This is a genomic window from Candidatus Edwardsbacteria bacterium (assembly GCA_031082425.1).
GTDB lineage: Bacteria > Edwardsbacteria > AC1 > AC1 > EtOH8 > UBA2226.
Genome location: JAVHLB010000007.1, coordinates 22,891 through 40,065, shown reverse-complemented (window position 1 = coordinate 40,065; position 17,175 = coordinate 22,891). Strand labels below are relative to the sequence as shown.

The window sequence follows — 17,175 nt, the reverse complement described above, 5'->3', positions numbered from 1 at the left end:
CATCCTATTGGAAAGTTGATACAGTCACGTCCTCCGTTCGTACTGTCAAAACATATTCAGGCGCCCTTGCGGCCACTGTTCGCAGTGCCGGGAACAATATGAGCTCCAGTGCAGCCAACGGCATCTATAACTATGCTGCTGGTGATCCAGCTACCGTAACCGAAAGGGCCGTGGGTTGGTTATCTTCCAGCTCGGCCAGCAAGAGCGGCAATCTTTATGCCTTTTTTACCAACAGTGGCAGCGATTCCATCAAAAGCTTAACGATTACTTACAACGTCGAAAAATACCGCAACGGCTTAAACGCAGCCGGTTTCAGTATCCAGATGTATCACTCTGCCGATGGTAGCAGTTGGACCAGCGCCGGAAGTGATTTTCTGACCAGCTTTACGGCTGATGCCGACAATCAAGGTTATTCAAGCGCTCCCGGCACCATAGTGACGGTTGATAACAAGACCCTGACATTGTCTGTGGCACCGGGCTCTAACCTGTATCTGGCTTGGAATTATTCCGTCACATCCGGCACAACCACATCGAATGCCCAGGCGCTGGGGATAGATAGCGTGTACATCACTCCCAGCGGAAGCGGCGTAGTTACTGCATCCGACGTCAGCATCGGAGCCGGCGCCGAGCCGGCCTCCATCTCCGCTCTCATGGACAGCGACGCCGAAAAGGGGCTTAATTTCGATTTCCGGGTCAAGGATGATTCCACCGGGGATGACGGAATAAATACCCTGATAGACAAGATCGTCATTACCGAAGGGACCGGGAACGATATGGCGGATTGGTCGGGCGTGATTGACGGGGCCAAGTTATTTGACGGCTCGGCCGACTCGGCCTCGGGCACCGTCTATGCCGACAGCATCGTCTTCTCCGGCATCGACCATTCATCAGGCAAGCTGGGCGAAGTGACAGATAACGGCAGCAAGACATATCAATTGAAGCTTTGGCTTAAGAGCGACCTGGGCGCGCTCAAGGCCACCATCGACAACAGCAACCTGGCCTTCAAGGTGGACCGGACCAGCTTCACGGTAGATGCCGCCGGGACGCCATTTGCTTCCGGAAGTGGCACCGCCGTTGAATCCGGCGCGTCCAACAATGCCGTCAGCGTTACTGCCACTATACTCAATATTTATTCCCAGCCGCCGGCTTCAGTTGACGTCAGCGTCGACTTTGGCTTATCGGTTGAGGCCGCCGACGGCAACGGCAACCGCGATCTGGATGCCACCAATAGCACCACTCTGACCCTGTTGGGCGGGACCGGAAATCTGACCTCGGCGGCCGGCCTGACCCAGAACCTGGCCTCGGGCTTAAGGGCCTGGAGCGACCTGCAGTACGATCTGGCCGAGTCCGGCCTGGCCATCGAGGCCTCGGCCTCCGGTTTGGTTCCGGACACCACCATCAGCTTTGGCGCCATTGGCGGGGCGCCCAGCGTTCAGGCCAGCAATATCGTCTTCAGCGAGGTCTCCGAGAACCAGTTGATCATCAGCTGGACCAACGGCAACGGCAGCGCCCGGATAGTCCTGATCCAGCAGGGCAGCCCGGTGGACGCCGATCCGGTGGACGGCAACAGCTATTTTCCCAGTTCCACATATCTGATGGGGCAGGAGGTCGGCACCGGCAACTATACCGTTTACTCCGGCAGCGGGAACTGCGACACCATCCTGGGATTGGCTCCCAACACCACCTATCATTTCGCGGTATACGAATACAACGGTTCGGGCGGTACCGAAAATTACCTGACCGTAAGCCCGGCGGTCGACAGCCAGCTGACCACCGAGCATTTCGATGCCGGGGATTACCGGTCGCTGAAGACCGGGACCTGGACGGACCTTTTGTCATGGGAGACTTACAACGGTACCGTCTGGGGAGCCGCCAGCCAGCCGCCCTGCTCCACCAATAACATAATCATCCGGAGCAGCGACACCATCACCGTCGATGCCGATGGCTCCTGCAAAAACGCCACTTTTCTGGGGGCCAATTACGGGACCAGGCTGGATATCGATAATTACACCCTGGCGGTCCATGGAATGCTCAACGCCGACGGAGTGACCCTGAACGATTATCTGATCCGCTGCAACTCGGGGCGGCTCAAATTCGTGGGCTCAGCCCGGGCCCTGTTCGGCGACAACTGGGGAGCCTACGGCACTAGGTGGCGGATGGAGGTGGCCCTGGCCTCCGGTGACACCGGGACGTCCTCCAAGAACATCAAGGCTGCCGATATCATCATATCATCGGGCGTTTTCAGGGGGGGGGACGTCCGGGCCGACTCGGGCCTGGTTTCCACCGGAACCCTCTCGGTGGCGGCAGGGGCCTCGCTGATAGCCCGGAACATCTCCCGCACCTCGTCCGGCTCGGCCACCTGCCGCAGAATAGCAGTGGGCGGCATATTGGAACTTTACGGATCGAGCATCGCCGGGGACAGCATACTGGTCAACAACGGAGCGGTTTTCAGGAGCAGCTATTATCTGGGGCACGGCGTGGCCGGTGTTCTGCAGTATGCCAACGGGGCCACTCTGGAATATGCCGGGACATCCGCCCAGCATACCCGCCAGGAGCTGCTGGCAGTGATGCCCAACATCAGAATCAACAACTCGAACAACGTTACCATGGATACCACTACTACGGTCGAAAGTTCATTGACTTTGAATAACGGCAACCTGAACACCGGGATCGACTCGCTGATCCTGGGCTCCAGCGCCACCCTGAGCGGGGAGCAGGCCGGCCGCTATGTGATAGGAAAACTGCTGACCTCTAGGCCGGTGGGCACCGGGAGCTCCAGCTTAGGCGGGATCGGGGTGTCGCTCAATTCGGGCGCTGATGATCTGGGGGCGGTCAATGTCCGCCGTATAACCGGACCGGCCGGAGTGGTGGTGGCCAGCATCACCGGTGCTAATGCCGATACAGGTATCACCCGCCGGTGGGATCTGACCTCCGACAATCCGCCCTCCGCCGGCAGAAGCCTGACGCTGTCCTGGGTATCGGACGACGACAACGGACGGGACCTGACCGCCGCCCAGCTGTGGAAGAGCCTGGACGGCGGGAGCACCTGGACGGTGGCTTTTTCTCCGCACGACGTCTCATCCAGCCGGTCCATCACCGAAAGCGTGACCTCGTTCTCGGCCTGGACGGTCAGCGACGCCGCCAATCCCCTGCCGGTCCAGCTGGCTTCATTCACCGGTGCAGTGGAGAACGGGAAGGTGCTTCTTAAATGGATCACATCATATGAATCCGCCACCGATAGCTGGAGGATAGAGAGATCGACCCTCTCGGCAGGCCCCTATCGTTTATCTGGCGAGATCGAATCCTACGGCCAGCCCCACCAGTATCAATGGATCGATAACAGCGCCGGATACAATACTCAATATTATTACCGCCTGGCCCAGATCGATAACGACGGAAAGATCGTTTATTACGGGCCGGTGATGGTGTCCAGCGGAGGCCCCGCTTCTTTGCTATCCAGGCTTATCTCCTGCGGCCCCAGTCCGTTCAGCTCCTCTGCCAGAATATCCTATCAGGTGGGCCCAGGTCCTGCCGAGGTCAATCTGACTGTCTACAATATCGTCGGGCAGGCCGTCCATACCAGAAGACTTGGCCTCAAGAGCTCCGGCTCCCATGAGGCCAGCTGGGACGGGTCCGATGACCATGGCCGCAAACTGCCCACCGGGGTATATTTTGTCAACCTAAAGATCGGCCAGACCGATTTCATGAAGCGACTGACCCTGCTCAGGTGATTTTTATTAAAACCAAAAAGGGACAGGCCTGGGCCTGTCCCTTTTTATTATTGGTTTGCTAAAAATAAATTCTGTATGAGGCGAAATAAATATCGGAATACGAACCAAACTCCGACCTAATCACGCTGCCTCCGCCGAGGATGATCTCCGGAACTTGGCCCAAACCCGTATAAAATCCGCATGACAAGTAGCTGTTCTGGGTAAGGTTATAGTCGAATTGCTGGCTTAAAACAACGGATCTATCGTCAATATTCATGATCGGCTGGGTGCCGGAATTCAGCAGGGGAGTCAGCTGATAATTCAAGCCGACCGTAAAATAATTTTTAGCCATCAGATAGACAACATTCTCGGAGTAAGCCTGTTTTGCGCAATTCTTGATATAGGATGAGGCCTCCAGTTCCCCGAAACCATTGAAATGATATTCCCCGAAGGCATAGATCCTATCGCTTAACCGGTAATCGGCGCCGGCCGATAATCTTAAAGCATCTTCGGAAGCCTCTTCAAAATCGATATACCCGGCCTCCAGCCACAATCCGGCGCCCCCCAGGGACCTGGAGATATCGATCCCGTAGAGCCGGTGCTTTTTGAATTCCATCAGGGTAAAGGCCAGGTCGGTCTTCAATAAATAAACTTTCGGTCGGAGATAGGTGGCGCTGTTTTGCGGCTTAAAATCCTTGCCTGATATATAACCCAGCCCGACCTCTGATAACTGCCCCAATGGGTAATTTATCCTTACGGCATCCACTCCGATCCGATCTTCAGTGTCCAATTCCTGGAAACCATAAGGGGCGATAACGTCGGTGGGGTTAATAAAACGGGCGCTGCCCCAGGCGATGGGCTGGCGGCCCACAAAAATATCGGTCCATCTCAGACTTAAACGAACATAAGCCCGGTCCAGATTATGCCAAAGGGAAAGATTACCGGCCGCGCTTGGAGAATCAGGTATAAGTCTCGATTTAAGATCACTCACTCGGTATTGCCTTGAACTGTAGAATGTTTCTATGCCGGACATCGGACTTTCCCAATGCGGAGAAACAATGTAGGACAGGTTGAACGATAAGTGGTCCTGTGGGATATATGACGCCTTGAACTCCCAGGGATTGGTCAGCGTCCAGCGGTCTCTGCTGCCGCCGGGCGTATGCTGGAAGATCAGAAATGATTTGGCATAACCGCCAAATTCCAATTGCACGGCCAGGCAGGCGGCAGACATCAACAATGATATGGCCAGCATAACTGCCTGATATTTTATGCGGCGGTTCATAAGCAGTCCTATTTTACCAGATCGCTGTCTATCCGGCCGTCCTTGATGGTCACGATCCGCTCGGCCTTGTCCATCACCAGCTTGTCGTGGGTGGAGAAGATGAAGGTCATTTTGGTCTTGTGGTTCAGCTGGTGCATCATCTCCATCAGGGTCTCGGCGGTCTTGGAATCCAGGTTGGCGGTGGGCTCGTCGGCCAGGATGATTGACGGCTTGGCCGCCATGGCCCTGGCCACCGCCACCCGCTGCTGCTGTCCTCCGGAGAGCTTGGGCGGCAGGCGGTCCTGGTATCCCTCCAGCCCCACTTCCTTCAGGATATCCAGCACCCTTTGGTGCCGTTCTTCCTTGGAAACACCTTGGAGCATCATCACGTATTCGATGTTCTCCTCGACAGTCAGCACTGGTATCAGGTTATAGGCCTGGAAGATGAAACCGATGTTGTCCCGGCGGAAATCGGACAGTTCCTTGCCTGACATCTGAGAGATGTCCCGGCCGTTCAGCCGGACCTGCCCTGAGGTGGGGTTGTCCAGCCCGGAGATCAGATTCAGGAAAGTAGTTTTGCCGGAACCCGAAGGTCCCACCAGGGCCGCGAACTCGCCGGAGCATATCTCCAGATCTATGCCCCGCACCGCTTCCACCGGAAGACCGTTGTCCTGGTACGTTTTGACCAGTTCTTTGGCGGTCATTATATGTTTGCTATCATTGTAATGTTTCATATTGCATCCTTGTTTGATTTCAGGAATTGGGTATATAGTTATACCTTGTTCCTTCTTCTTTTGTGTTCTTTGCGCCTTTGTCCGAGCCTGCGGGTTTTAAAAACTTTTCCTCATGGCCCTGGCCGGCTCTATGCGGGAGGCGTGTATGGCCGGATAGATGCCGATGGCCAAAGTGAAGATGAAGACCCAGAATGGGTAAATGATGAACTGCATCACTCTAAGTTCGGGCCGGATGGACTCGTTGAAGGTCAGCCCGTAGAATTCCGCCCCGCCGTAATTGATGCCGATGGCCGCCAGGATCAGAGTGCTGGCCAGCCCCAGCAGGGCTCCCAATATGATGCTGATGACGGCCAGGGAACCGGCCTCAAACAGTATCAACTTGGAGATACCGAGGGCCCTGGTGCCCAAAGCCCGCAGCACTCCGAACTCGAACATCCGTTCGAAAATGGACATGAACAAAGTATTCAGTATCACAAAGGCCACCACACCTATCAATATCACCGCCATGATCAGGGTGCTGACCTGCGAAAGGTCTATCATGGATTTTACCTGGGGCATCAATTGCATCCAGGAAAGGGCCTGGTTGCCGTGGGACGAATACTTTTCCCAGAAAGGCAGCTGCAGGTTCTCGCTGGTCTTGGGATCCTTGAATTTGATGGCTATCTGATGAATATTGTCCCCCAGCCCCAGCATTTTCTGGGCCCGGCTCAGGCGGATGAAGGCCATGCCGGAGTTCAAGGTCCGGTCCTTCATATCGTATATGCCCGAGAGGCGGAACATCTCCTGCGAAAGATCCCCGCTGTGGGCCTGGGAAACTGTCACCACAATACGGTCCCCCAGTTCGGCCTCCAGTATCTCGGCCAGCTTGAGCCCCAGCACGATCTCCCGGTCGTCATTACCGGTAAAATAGTTCCCCTGCACCACGGCCTCGTCTATCTGGGACAGGTATTTTTCCCGGGACGGGTCCACCCCCACCAGGCTGACTCCGCTGACATTGGCCGGGGAGCTGATCATGGCCAGGCTCAAGACCCTGGGGGAGAACTTATCCACCGATTCCTCTTGAGCCAGGCCTTTGATCGCGCCGTTTTGATCGAAAACCACCTTCTGTACATCCTGGGTCCGGCGGAAATCGGCAGATTGTATCTGGGCTTCGCCCAGGAACGAGGAGGTGGCCAGCTTGACCATCACCCGGACCAAGCCTAACATCACCCCGTCGCTGAGGATAAGGGCCGCCAAACCCAAGCCGATGGCCAGGCTTGAGATCAAAGTTCTCCGCTTGTTGCGAAAAAGATTTCTCCAGGCGAGTTTTATAAAAATCATCCTGATCATCCTTTGGGGTCAATGTAAACGCATGGCCCGGGCGGGCTGGATCTTTGAGGCCATTCTGGCCGGGAACAGGCTGACCAGCAGAGCGGAAAAGAACACCAGCAGGGCCGGGGTGTAAAAGCTCTGGGCGTTGATCTCGGACCTCATGGTATCCATCACGATCCCGCCCACTTCGGTGGGAGGGATGTTGAAACCGTAGATGGAAAAGATATAATTGGCCAGAAGCCCCAACAGGCTGCCGACCACCAGGCTGATGGCCGTCATGGCCATCACCTCGATCACCACCATCCGGAAGATCTGGCCGGGTTGGGTGCCCAGGGCCTTGAGCACCCCGTACTCCCGGGTGCGCTCCAGCACCGCCATCAACACCGTGTTCAGCACCCCGATGGACACTATCAGCATGATGATGATGTGGAATACCACGTTCCCCTGTTTGTCGGCCTGCATGCTGCGGTAAAATGTCTTGGCCACCTCCTGCCAGGGCTCCACATCCAGGCCGCGCCCGGCCGACGCCTCCCGTATCCTCCTGGTTACGGCCGGCACTTTTTTGATGTTGGAAACATTGATGCTGATCTGGTGGACCCGGCCCTCCAGCACCATCAGCTCCTGCATGTCGGTTATATGCAAATAAAGAGACGTCCGGTCGCTCATCTCGTCCCCGCTGTCCATGATGCCGCAGATGGTATAGATGTCGTTGGCCATGGAGCCGTCAGCGGCCTGGGAGACTATCACCACCTGGCTGTCAATATCCGCATTCAATGTCCGGGCCAGGCCTTTGCCTATCACCGCCCAATGGCCGGCTTGGGCCGGGAACAATTTTCCTTGTTTGACCTTCTTGTCGAAATTGGTGGTGGCCGACTCTCGCTGGGGATCTATCCCGATCATCTGTACCGCGCTGCTTTTGTCGTTAAACGAAGCCAGTCCCGGGGCGAATATCTGGGGCGACCATGCTTCCACGCCTTTGACGTGCTGGATCTTTTCTCCCACTTCCTGGTATCCGTCTATGGTCTTGTAAAGAGACGGCTTGTCCAGGTAATCGCCTTGATGGACCTGGATGTGGCCGGTCTGGGTGCGGGTGAAGACGTCTATCAGGTGGTTATAGGAGCCGTCGGCGATGCCGATGCTCAGCGAGGCCAGGGTGAACCCGCCCACCATGGTCAGCACCGTGAAGACCGTGCGCCGTTTCTGGCGAAAAATATTTCTCAGGGCTAATTTAAGTATCATCAGAATACCTTACCGGCCCTTTTTAAGGTTGCGCAGGGAAAATATATCATCTTTCAGGGGGATGTCAAAATCGGTCTTCAGATAACGGATCACCGTCCGGCTGCCTTCCTTGTTTTGGGGGATCAGCTCCATCACCGTGGGAATGGTCTTGCCGCCCATGACCTTGATCTCCTTGAACTCCATCAGCCGCATCATCTTTCCCTTTTCATCGTAATACTCCTCGCGCACCGGCAGGTAGTCCTTTTCCCTTACGGTCAGGATGATCTTGCCCCAAACCACCGGAGAGTTATCGTGGGGGATCATCTCCAGGCTGAGCGTTCCCGGTTCCGGCTCCGCCGGAGCGATCATCTTGTAAGTATAGTCATCCAGCATCGAGCTTTCCCTCACCAGGTCGTCGTTGTTGAAATCAGAGCCCATCCAGGATCCCATCATCATCGAGGGGGGAACCTTGATCACCTTGGCGGTCTGGGGCAGGTAGTTCCACATCTCGTTCTTGAGGCGCAGGGTGGCGGTGCCGCTTTCCTTCTTGGGGGAGTTGATCAGGATGAAGGTCTTGTCGGTGCCCTTGCTCCAGGCCTCCAGCGAAAGGGTCCGCTGCCAGTGGGGGGTGCTGATCTCCATTTCCATCCGGGCATAGCTGCTGGCGCTGCGGTACAGCTGGTCCACCTTTTTGATGATCTCCCGGGCTCGGTCTCCGGGCTGGCCGGACAGATGGCTCAAGGCCAGTAGGATCAGGGCCAAGCTCGCGAATGTTTTGTTCATATTATTACCCCGTCGGATGTTTGGGATTCACAGACATTGTTAAAATAAACCGGAGCTATTGTTTTAATAGTATCAATAAATGAATATATTTTCAATACCGTTGACCGATCAAAATAATTATTAATTATTGACACCATTGGTGGTATAATGATATCTTTATTGGGTATCAATGCCGTCATAAATAAAATGCATATCATTCCTGGTTTAAATCAGATAAACCCTTTTATAGTGGACCGAAGATCCAAGTACGCGGTCACCTCTTTCCCAGTCCTTTCGGAGGAAGATTTCAAGGATAAACTCAAACTGCTTCTGAAGGACAAAAAGTTCCGCACCGCCGACCACAATATCGTGGCTTACCGCATAAAGGACCAGGCGGGAAAACTGTTGGAGTATAAGAACGACGGTTATAGTTCGCCGTCAAAGGAAACCGGGGCAGGGGTGATGATGCTGGAGATCATGCGGCAGAAAAAGGCCGAGAATATATGCGTCGTGGTCACCCGCTGGTATGGCGGGGTGCACCTTGGAGCAGACCGGTTCAAGCATGTCCGGGATGCCGCAATTGAAATATTAAAAATGAGCGTCAATGAACGGACCCGATAAAATAAAAATCATCGACACCCACGCCCACCTGACCAAAAGCGACTACAAGAACGACCAGGAGCAGGTGATCAAAAGAGCGCAGGATGTTGGCGTTGAGTACATCATCAACGTCGGCTACGATCTGAAGACCAGCATCAATTCGGTGGAACTGGCCGAGAAGTACGACTGTTGCTATGCCACAGTAGGCGTGCATCCCCACGATGCCAAGACCCTTGACCAGGAAGTATCTCGGGAACTGGAAAAACTGGCGAAAAATCCCAAGGTGGTGGCCATCGGCGAGATAGGACTGGATCTTCACCGGAACCTGTCACCCAAGGAGATTCAGATCGAAGCCTTTAAAAAGCAGCTGGCCTGGGCGGAAACCGTAAATCTTCCGGTGGTGGTTCACGACCGGGACGCCCATCAGGAGGTGATGGATATTTTAAAGGACCACCCCGGTCTCAAAGTGGTCCTCCATTGTTTTGCCGGGGACGCCGAGATGGCCAAAGAAGCCAAGCACCGGGGATACCTGCTGTCAGTCGGGGGGCCGGTCACCTTCAGGAACTCCAAACATCTTCCCGAAGTTCTCAAAACAGTGGAATTGGAAAGCCTGATGTTGGAAACCGATTGCCCCTACCTGGCCCCGGAGCCGCACCGCGGCCAACGCAATGAGCCAGCCTATCTGGAGATCATTGCCAGGAGAGTGGCGGTGATTCTTTCGCCACTGACTTATGATGACGTCTGCCGGGTATCCACACTGAATGCCAAAAAATTCTTTAACATCGGCAGGATTGATCCGGCCAAGATCGCCTATCAAATAAGGGACTCGCTTTATCTTAACATCACCAACCGCTGTACCAATGCCTGTGTGTTCTGCATCAGACAGAAGACCGATTTCATAAAAGGGCACAATCTACGGCTGGAGAGGGAGCCGGCTTTTCAGGAAGTGATAGATGCCATCGGTGATCCATCAAAATACCGGGAGGTGGTATTCTGCGGCTACGGTGAGCCGATGTTGCGTCTGGATCTGGTCAAACAGGTGGCCGGCTGGCTTAAAAGCAAAAAGGCCCAGGTCCGGATAAACACCAACGGGCATGGCAACCTGATCGCCGGGCGTGATATAATTCCCGAATTAAAAGGATTGATAGACGAGGTCTCCATCAGCCTTAATGCCGGGGACCAGGAGACCTACGACCGGATATGCCCCAGCCGGTTCTCCGGCAAAGCCTTTGCGGCGATGCTGGACTTTGCCAGGGGATGCCGGATGGCGGGAATAAAAACCACGATGACAGTGATGGATATGCCAGGGGTGGATATTGGACTGGCTGAAAAGACCGCCAAAAAGCTGGGAGTCGATATCCGCGTCAGACATTACGATGTGGTGGGATAGTGGGAAACGTATCATTTAACAAAAGTTTAGCTCCCCAGAAAAAATACGGCCAGAATTTTCTCATCTCGCCGGCGGTGGCCGAAAAAATCGTAAACGCTGCCGGGCTGGTATCAAACGAGACGGTGCTGGAGATCGGGCCAGGCAGGGGCGTGTTGACAGCACTGATGACCGACCGGTGCCGCAAAGTTTGGGCGGTGGAGATAGATCCCCGGCTGGTAGAAACCCTGACAACAATGTTCGGGCAAAACGAAAAAATCAAGATCGTCAATCATGATATCCTGCAATATGATCTTGATGAGATGATAAAAGAATCCGCTGGGCCATTCAGGGTAGTGGCCAACCTGCCCTATAATATAACGGTTCCCATCCTGGAAAAACTGATAGACTGCCGCCAGCATATCGCCAGCATAATTGTGATGGTTCAAAAGGAGATGGCCGACCGCCTATCAGCCAAACCCGGCAGCAAGGACTACGGCTCGCTGTCGGTATTCGTTCAATATCATCTGATGGTAGAAAAATTATTCAACGTATTGCCCGGCTCCTTTTTCCCCAAGCCCAAGATAACATCATCGGTGATAAAATTAACACCGCATAAAAATCCGCCGGTGATCATGGAGGGGGAAGCTGTCTTTTTCGATTTTGTAAGATTATGTTTTTCCCAGAGGAGAAAGATGCTGCGCTCGGTGCTTAAACAGCATGATAAATGGAAGGTGGTTGGCAAACGAATATCGGACGAGGTCGATCTTACCCGGAGAGCTGAGACGATGAACCTGAATGAATTCGTCAGGCTATATAACATTTTTAAGGCGGACCAGCGATGATAAAGAACCTTTTCATTTCAATGCGGCCCAGACAGTGGACGAAAAATCTGATAATATTCGCCGGTCTGATATTTTCCCAGAATTTAGGCCATCCGCTGCTGCTGGCAAAGACCATCGTCGCCTTTATACTGTTCTGCGCCATTTCCGGCGCGGTCTATATTATCAATGATCTTCTGGATTACAGTTCCGATCAATTGCATCCGGTAAAAAAGCGGAGGCCCATTGCCAGCGGCGCCCTGCCCCGGCCAGCCGCATTGACAGCAGCGGTGATACTGGGTTTTGCCGGCAGCGCTCTTTCCTTCCTGATAAACCCGCCGTTCGGGGCCGTGGCGCTCTCCTACCTGCTGTTGATGCTGGGCTACAGCCTCTGGCTCAAACGCCTGGTGATAATTGATGTATTTGTGATCGCGGCGGGATTCGTCCTCCGGGCGGCGGCCGGGGCCGAGGCAGTCAACGTGCCTATCTCCGACTGGCTGTTGATCTGCGTGATATTATTGTCGCTGTTCCTGGCTCTGGCCAAGAGAAGGCAGGAGATGAAAACCCTGGAAAACGGCGCTGCCGCTTACCGTCAAGCCCTTTCCGATTACAGCGATAAACTGCTGGATCAGATGATCGCGGTGGTCACTGCGGCGGTGGCCGTCAGCTACAGCCTTTACACCATGTGGCCGGAGACGGTGGAAAAATTCGGGAGCAGCAATTTGAAATACAGCATACCCATTGTGCTGTATGGTATATTCAGATATCTTTATCTTATCTACCGGAAAGATCAGGGGGAGCAGCCGGAGATGGTGCTTTTGAACGACCGCTGGCTGTTATCCAGCGTGGTGGCATATGTTCTGGCGGTATGGATGATAATCTACCTATGAAAAAGGCTCCCTGTGGTCAGGGAGCCTACGATTTCAATGATGTTTAAATTCCGATCTTGGCTTTTCTGGTTCTGGCCTTGGCTGACTTCAGTCTCTTGCGAACGCTGGGTTTCATAAAATACTCGCCTTTGCGAATATCGGCCAGTAAACCTTCCTTGATACACTTGCGCTTAAAGGTTCTTAAAGCTTTATCGAATGAATCATTGCTTTCAACGGTTACCTTCGTATTAAATCACCTCCGATTCTCAATAATGAAAGCAAGTAAGAATATATGTTGCTTTTAATTTAGACTTAAAATATACAACATTTTTCATGCTTTGTCAAGTTTTATTTTTTAGACGTAACATTAAATGGTGCAAGCGGATAGGGATATGTAGTGTTTTGAGGGGCTTTTAGAATTAGAAAACAAAATCCGAAAATCATTAATATACAATATGTATATAGCTATATCCATGATCCTTGTGGCGATTATATCATGCGGCTTGCTTTTTCTGGGATATCTGATCTGGCGGGCAAGGTTCGGCCGGCCGGCCGGTAATTATATACCCATTTTGGCCTATCATAAGGTTGATAAAAAATTCGAACTGGGCGGGACCTGGACCACGCCGGGACAGTTCCAAAAACATATGGACTATCTCAAGGCCAAGGGCATAACTCCGGTGACTCTTTCCCGGGCGGTGGAGTTGATGAAGAGCGGCGAGGGCAGGAATAAAAAACATGTCTGCCTTACCTTCGATGATGCCTATGAGGGATTGTATAATTATGCCTGGCCCATTCTGCAAAAGCATGGGTTTCGCGCCACCATTTTTGTGGTCACCGATTATGTGGGAAGGGAGAACGACTGGGATGTCAACTGGGGAGGCCGTAAATTCAGGCATCTGGGGTGGAAGCAGATCATTGAGATGTCGGAAGCCGGCATCGAATTCGGGTCCCACACCCGCACCCATCAGGACCTTCGTCGGCTTGATGATGAAGAGCTGAGGGGAGAACTGGCTGGGGCAAAAAATATTTTGGAAAAATATCTGGGGAAAAAAATCGGGACGCTGTCCTATCCCTTCGGCCGCTATGATCAACGGGTGATGGAGGCTGCTGGCGAATACGGCTATGAGGCGGCCTGCAGTCTTTCTCCCCAAATGAAAAACAACCAGATAAATTTTATGGCCCTGCGTCGCAGTGCGATATACATCACCGATGTAATGTGGAATTATCGGAATAAAATATTCCAGGAAGGACGGTTTTTTTGGCTGCAGGACCTGTGGTGTCGGATGGTAAATTTTTGTGCCGGGGGAACAATAGTTGTGCAAAACATAATAAAATTGTTTCGCTCATCCCCAAAGAAGTTTAAAGGATAAATTTCCCCAAACCCGTAAGATGCAGCATTTACAATACTTGCGAACTTATTTTAAAACTCAAAAGCGCCGAACATATTAGTATTAAAGGGTTTGGCGAACATTGAAAAAAAAATCTTATAAAAGTATGATTTTGGTATCCACAACACAATATATTGTGTTGTGGATATTCTTTTATCTATAATCAGCTATAAATAATCATAAAGCTTGTAAAGTATTGATTTTAAAGGGTTTTTCAAGTTTAGTGAGAATTCATAAAAATATAATAAAAAATAATTGAATTTTTACAAAAAATATTCTTGACAAAAATACAATATGTTGTATATTTATAAACAAATAACACAAGATTATAAAAAAGGTTTTATTATTTTGGGTGCCGATCAAAAACCGGCTCCTAAAACAAAGGAGGTGAAAATAATGGCTTGTGCAAAGAAAGCTGCTAAGAAGGTAGTCAAGAAGGCGGTAAAGAAGGTTGCTAAGAAGAAAAAATAATTGCGTGACTAGCATGAGTGCTTCAAAACCATAAATAACATTAAAGGGAGAATCAACATGCCAGTAAAGAAGAAAGCCGTCAAGAAAGCCACCAAGAAGGTCGTCAAGAAGAAGAAAAAATAACTGATTGAAAAATCAGGTGTGCTCAAGCGCCCCGGTTATGCCGGGGCGCTTTGTTGTTTTCGTTACTGCATCCGGTCCCGGGCGGATGTCCGCTTGACTTTGCAAATTGATATAACTTATAATATCAATCCATGTCTTTATCCTCAGGTCGTTATAAATGAAAGAACTGATAAAACTAAAAAAATACGTCGGCCGTCACAAATGGAAGATCATGGCCGGTCTGCTGGCCCTGATCATGGTTGACATCCTGCAGTTGTTCATTCCGCAGGTGCTGAAGCTGACCATCGATGCCCTGGCCGGCGGCACCGCCACGCTGTCATTGATAATGGCATATGGCTGGTGGGTAATTGCCATTGCCCTGGGGATGGGTGCGGGGCGCTTCTTCTGGAGATACTTCATCATCGGTTCGGCCCGCCGAATAGAGCGGGAACTGCGCCAGGATTTTTTTTCACACCTGGCGTTCCTCGATTTTTCATTCTTTGACGAACACAAGACCGGCGACCTGATGGCCCACGCCACCAATGATATCAACGCCGTTCGGATGGCCCTGGGCTTCGGAATGGTGATACTGACCGACATCGTGGTGCTGGGCATAGCCTCCCTCTATATGATGTTCCATATATCCCCGCGGCTGTCGCTGTATGCCCTGACCCCGCTTCCTTTCTTGAGCCTGGTGGTGGCCTTTTTCGGGCAGATGATCAGGAAACGTTTTGAGCAGGTACAGGCCTCCTTCTCGGAACTTACCGAAAGGGTGCGGGAAAATATCTCCGGCATCCGGGTGGTAAAGTTCTTCGTCCAGGAGGAGCCGGAGAAACAGCAGTTTCGGGAATCCAGCCGGGATTATTATGCCAAGAACATGAAACTGGTCAAAGTATGGGGCGCGTTTTTCCCGGTCATAATGTTCATCGCCTCTCTCTCCCAGGGAATAACATTCCTGGCCGGGGGGAACATGGTGATATTCGGCAGTGTCTCTCTGGGCGAGTTCGTGGCCTTCTCGGCCTATCTGGGAATACTTATCTGGCCGATGATCGCCATCGGCCAGGCCATCAACGTGTTCCAGCGCGGGGCGGCCTCGCAGGGGAGGCTCAACCGGATCTTTGCCACCAGGCCCGAGATCGCCGACCGGCCGGGATGTCAAAGGCTTGAAAGAGCCCAGGGCCGGTTGGAATTTAAGAACGTCAGCTTCTTTCACAACGGGAAGTCCCTGCCGGCCCTGAAGGAGATATCCCTGAAAATTGAGCCGCAACAATTGATAGGCATAACCGGCGCCATCGGTTCGGGAAAATCCACCATAGTTAATTTAATGCTGAGATTGTACCAGCACCAAAGCGGGAAGATATTTTTGGATGGACGGAACATCTCCGATTATTCCATGGAATCATTGCGGGGCCAGGTGGCCTTTGTTCCCCAGGACAGTTTTTTATTCTCCGACACCATCAGGGAGAACATCTCTTTCGGCCGCCCGGAGATGAAGGATTCCCCCGAGTTGGAAAAAGCGGCCCGGATCGCGGCGATTCACGAGGAGATCAGTTCCTTTCCCAGGGGCTACCAAACGGTGGTGGGCGAGCGGGGGGTGACCCTATCCGGAGGGCAGAAACAAAGGGTGGCCCTGGCCCGGGCCCTGCTGATGGACCGGCCGATATTGATATTGGACGACGCCCTGTCGGCAGTGGACGCTGATACCGAACGACGGATATTGAATCAGCTATCAGCGGAGTTCTCAAAACGAACGGCCATCGTCATCTCACATCGCATCTTTGCCATCCAGGATGCCGATCTTGTAATAGTGCTGGAACAGGGCCAGATAGCCGAGCAGGGAAATCACCAGGAGTTATTGGCCCTTAAGGGAAAATATTACGAGATGTACAAGCTTCAGCAGTTGGAACGGGAACTGGCGACGAAATAAAAAGTGCAATCATATAATTCCCACTACTATGCTGGTCACCCTGAAAGAGATCACTATAAATTCAAGGAGATATAAATGCAGAAAGAAATGCCCCGGAAGGGCGATCTGATCGCCGTCATTAAAACCAACCAGGGAGAGATGCATTGTCGCCTGTTCGATCAACTGATACCCGAGGGGGTCAAGAATTTCACCGAGCTGGCCCGGGCCGGCAGATACAAGGATGTGCCCTTTCACCGCATCATCAAGGATTTTATGATCCAGGGCGGGGATTTTACCAACAAGAACGGCACCGGCGGCCACTCTTACAGGGGCCCCGGCACCACCATCGGCGACCAGTACCATCCCGACCTGAGCCACATCCGGGGCGCCCTGTCCTATGCCAAGACCAGCCTGCCAAACAGCATCGGGTCACAGTTCTTCATCGTCCATCCGGCCAAGGGGGTTCCTTTTCTGGACCACCCAGCGGACGGAGGGCCGGCCGAAGGCTATACCGTTTTCGGCCAGATGTATCAGGGCTTTGATGTGCTGGATGCCATCGCCGGGGCCAAGACCAAGGCCAATGACAACCCGGTTGAGCCGATGACCATCACCGATATTGAGATCGGAAATTTCTAATCACTGATTTCCATTTG

General features: G+C 52.7%; 14 protein-coding genes and 1 pseudogene. 9 read left to right on the top strand and 6 right to left on the bottom strand.

Going from position 1 to position 17,175, the window contains the following annotated elements; translation table 11 throughout:
- The first annotated feature begins 98 nt into the window (after nt 1-98).
- A complete protein-coding gene (locus RDU76_08145) occupies nt 99-3,731 on the top strand; it encodes a FlgD immunoglobulin-like domain containing protein (protein ID MDQ7798893.1) in 3,633 nt (1,210 codons plus the stop codon).
- Between the two features lie 58 nt (nt 3,732-3,789).
- Here RDU76_08145 and RDU76_08140 read toward each other — a convergent pair whose 3' ends face one another.
- The 5 genes from RDU76_08140 to RDU76_08120 form a co-directional block, all read right to left on the bottom strand.
- Nucleotides 3,790-4,992 carry a hypothetical protein gene (locus RDU76_08140; protein ID MDQ7798892.1) on the bottom strand — a complete coding sequence of 401 codons (1,203 nt, stop codon included), beginning with the start codon at nt 4,990-4,992 and terminating at the stop codon, nt 3,790-3,792.
- A gap of 8 nt (nt 4,993-5,000) precedes the next feature.
- Nucleotides 5,001-5,705: an ABC transporter ATP-binding protein gene (locus RDU76_08135; protein ID MDQ7798891.1), complete on the bottom strand. Its 705-nt coding sequence runs from the start codon at nt 5,703-5,705 to the stop codon at nt 5,001-5,003.
- 96 nt (nt 5,706-5,801) lie between these two features.
- Nucleotides 5,802-6,971 (bottom strand): FtsX-like permease family protein, encoded by a 1,170-nt coding sequence (locus RDU76_08130; protein ID MDQ7798890.1) that lies wholly within the window; start codon nt 6,969-6,971, stop codon nt 5,802-5,804.
- Between the two features lie 72 nt (nt 6,972-7,043).
- A complete protein-coding gene (locus tag RDU76_08125) occupies nt 7,044-8,255 on the bottom strand; it encodes an FtsX-like permease family protein (GenBank protein ID MDQ7798889.1) in 1,212 nt (403 codons plus the stop codon).
- A gap of 9 nt (nt 8,256-8,264) precedes the next feature.
- A complete protein-coding gene (locus tag RDU76_08120) occupies nt 8,265-9,017 on the bottom strand; it encodes an outer membrane lipoprotein-sorting protein (protein ID MDQ7798888.1) in 753 nt (250 codons plus the stop codon).
- A 147-nt stretch (nt 9,018-9,164) separates the two neighbouring features.
- Between RDU76_08120 and RDU76_08115 the strand changes: the two genes are divergently transcribed.
- The 4 genes from RDU76_08115 to RDU76_08100 are packed head-to-tail and all read left to right on the top strand — an operon-like array spanning nt 9,165 to nt 12,673.
- Nucleotides 9,165-9,617 (top strand): YigZ family protein, encoded by a 453-nt coding sequence (locus tag RDU76_08115; GenBank protein ID MDQ7798887.1) that lies wholly within the window; start codon nt 9,165-9,167, stop codon nt 9,615-9,617.
- Nucleotides 9,601-10,986: a YchF/TatD family DNA exonuclease gene (locus tag RDU76_08110; GenBank protein ID MDQ7798886.1), complete on the top strand. Its 1,386-nt coding sequence runs from the start codon at nt 9,601-9,603 to the stop codon at nt 10,984-10,986. Before RDU76_08115 ends, RDU76_08110 begins: the two co-directional genes overlap by 17 nt.
- Complete coding sequence (rsmA, locus tag RDU76_08105; GenBank protein ID MDQ7798885.1) at nt 10,986-11,807, top strand: 16S rRNA (adenine(1518)-N(6)/adenine(1519)-N(6))-dimethyltransferase RsmA; 822 nt, start codon at nt 10,986-10,988, stop codon at nt 11,805-11,807. The genes RDU76_08110 and rsmA overlap by 1 nt, the downstream gene beginning before the upstream one ends.
- A complete protein-coding gene (locus RDU76_08100) occupies nt 11,804-12,673 on the top strand; it encodes a decaprenyl-phosphate phosphoribosyltransferase (GenBank protein ID MDQ7798884.1) in 870 nt (289 codons plus the stop codon). The genes rsmA and RDU76_08100 overlap by 4 nt, the downstream gene beginning before the upstream one ends.
- Before the next feature lie 43 nt (nt 12,674-12,716).
- Here RDU76_08100 and rpsU read toward each other — a convergent pair.
- Nucleotides 12,717-12,899, bottom strand: a pseudogene (rpsU, locus tag RDU76_08095) (30S ribosomal protein S21).
- Between the two features lie 235 nt (nt 12,900-13,134).
- On the opposite strand from rpsU, the gene RDU76_08090 reads away from it, so the two are divergent.
- From RDU76_08090 to RDU76_08075, 4 genes are all read left to right on the top strand, one after another.
- Nucleotides 13,135-14,025, top strand: coding sequence for a polysaccharide deacetylase family protein (locus tag RDU76_08090; protein MDQ7798883.1), 891 nt, complete (start codon nt 13,135-13,137; stop codon nt 14,023-14,025).
- A 312-nt stretch (nt 14,026-14,337) separates the two neighbouring features.
- Nucleotides 14,338-14,514, top strand: a complete 177-nt coding sequence (locus RDU76_08085; GenBank protein MDQ7798882.1) for a hypothetical protein — start codon at nt 14,338-14,340, stop codon at nt 14,512-14,514.
- A gap of 280 nt (nt 14,515-14,794) precedes the next feature.
- Nucleotides 14,795-16,543, top strand: coding sequence for an ABC transporter ATP-binding protein (locus RDU76_08080; GenBank protein ID MDQ7798881.1), 1,749 nt, complete (start codon nt 14,795-14,797; stop codon nt 16,541-16,543).
- Between the two features lie 75 nt (nt 16,544-16,618).
- Nucleotides 16,619-17,158: a peptidylprolyl isomerase gene (locus tag RDU76_08075; GenBank protein MDQ7798880.1), complete on the top strand. Its 540-nt coding sequence runs from the start codon at nt 16,619-16,621 to the stop codon at nt 17,156-17,158.
- Nucleotides 17,159-17,175: the final 17 nt, after the last annotated feature.

Bases quoted from the DNA above. Each gene is read 5' to 3' on its own strand.
- RDU76_08110 (MDQ7798886.1), top strand. From the start codon at position 9,601: ATGAACGGACCCGATAAAATAAAAATCATCGACACCCACGCCCACCTG.
- RDU76_08135 (MDQ7798891.1), bottom strand. From the start codon at position 5,705: ATGAAACATTACAATGATAGCAAACATATAATGACCGCCAAAGAACTG.
- RDU76_08120 (MDQ7798888.1), bottom strand. From the start codon at position 9,017: ATGAACAAAACATTCGCGAGCTTGGCCCTGATCCTACTGGCCTTGAGC.
- RDU76_08115 (MDQ7798887.1), top strand. From the start codon at position 9,165: ATGATATCTTTATTGGGTATCAATGCCGTCATAAATAAAATGCATATC.
- RDU76_08140 (MDQ7798892.1), bottom strand. From the start codon at position 4,992: ATGAACCGCCGCATAAAATATCAGGCAGTTATGCTGGCCATATCATTG.
- RDU76_08125 (MDQ7798889.1), bottom strand. From the start codon at position 8,255: ATGATACTTAAATTAGCCCTGAGAAATATTTTTCGCCAGAAACGGCGC.
- RDU76_08100 (MDQ7798884.1), top strand. From the start codon at position 11,804: ATGATAAAGAACCTTTTCATTTCAATGCGGCCCAGACAGTGGACGAAA.
- RDU76_08085 (MDQ7798882.1), top strand. From the start codon at position 14,338: ATGTTGTATATTTATAAACAAATAACACAAGATTATAAAAAAGGTTTT.
- RDU76_08080 (MDQ7798881.1), top strand. From the start codon at position 14,795: ATGAAAGAACTGATAAAACTAAAAAAATACGTCGGCCGTCACAAATGG.
- RDU76_08075 (MDQ7798880.1), top strand. From the start codon at position 16,619: ATGCAGAAAGAAATGCCCCGGAAGGGCGATCTGATCGCCGTCATTAAA.
- RDU76_08145 (MDQ7798893.1), top strand. From the start codon at position 99: ATGAGCTCCAGTGCAGCCAACGGCATCTATAACTATGCTGCTGGTGAT.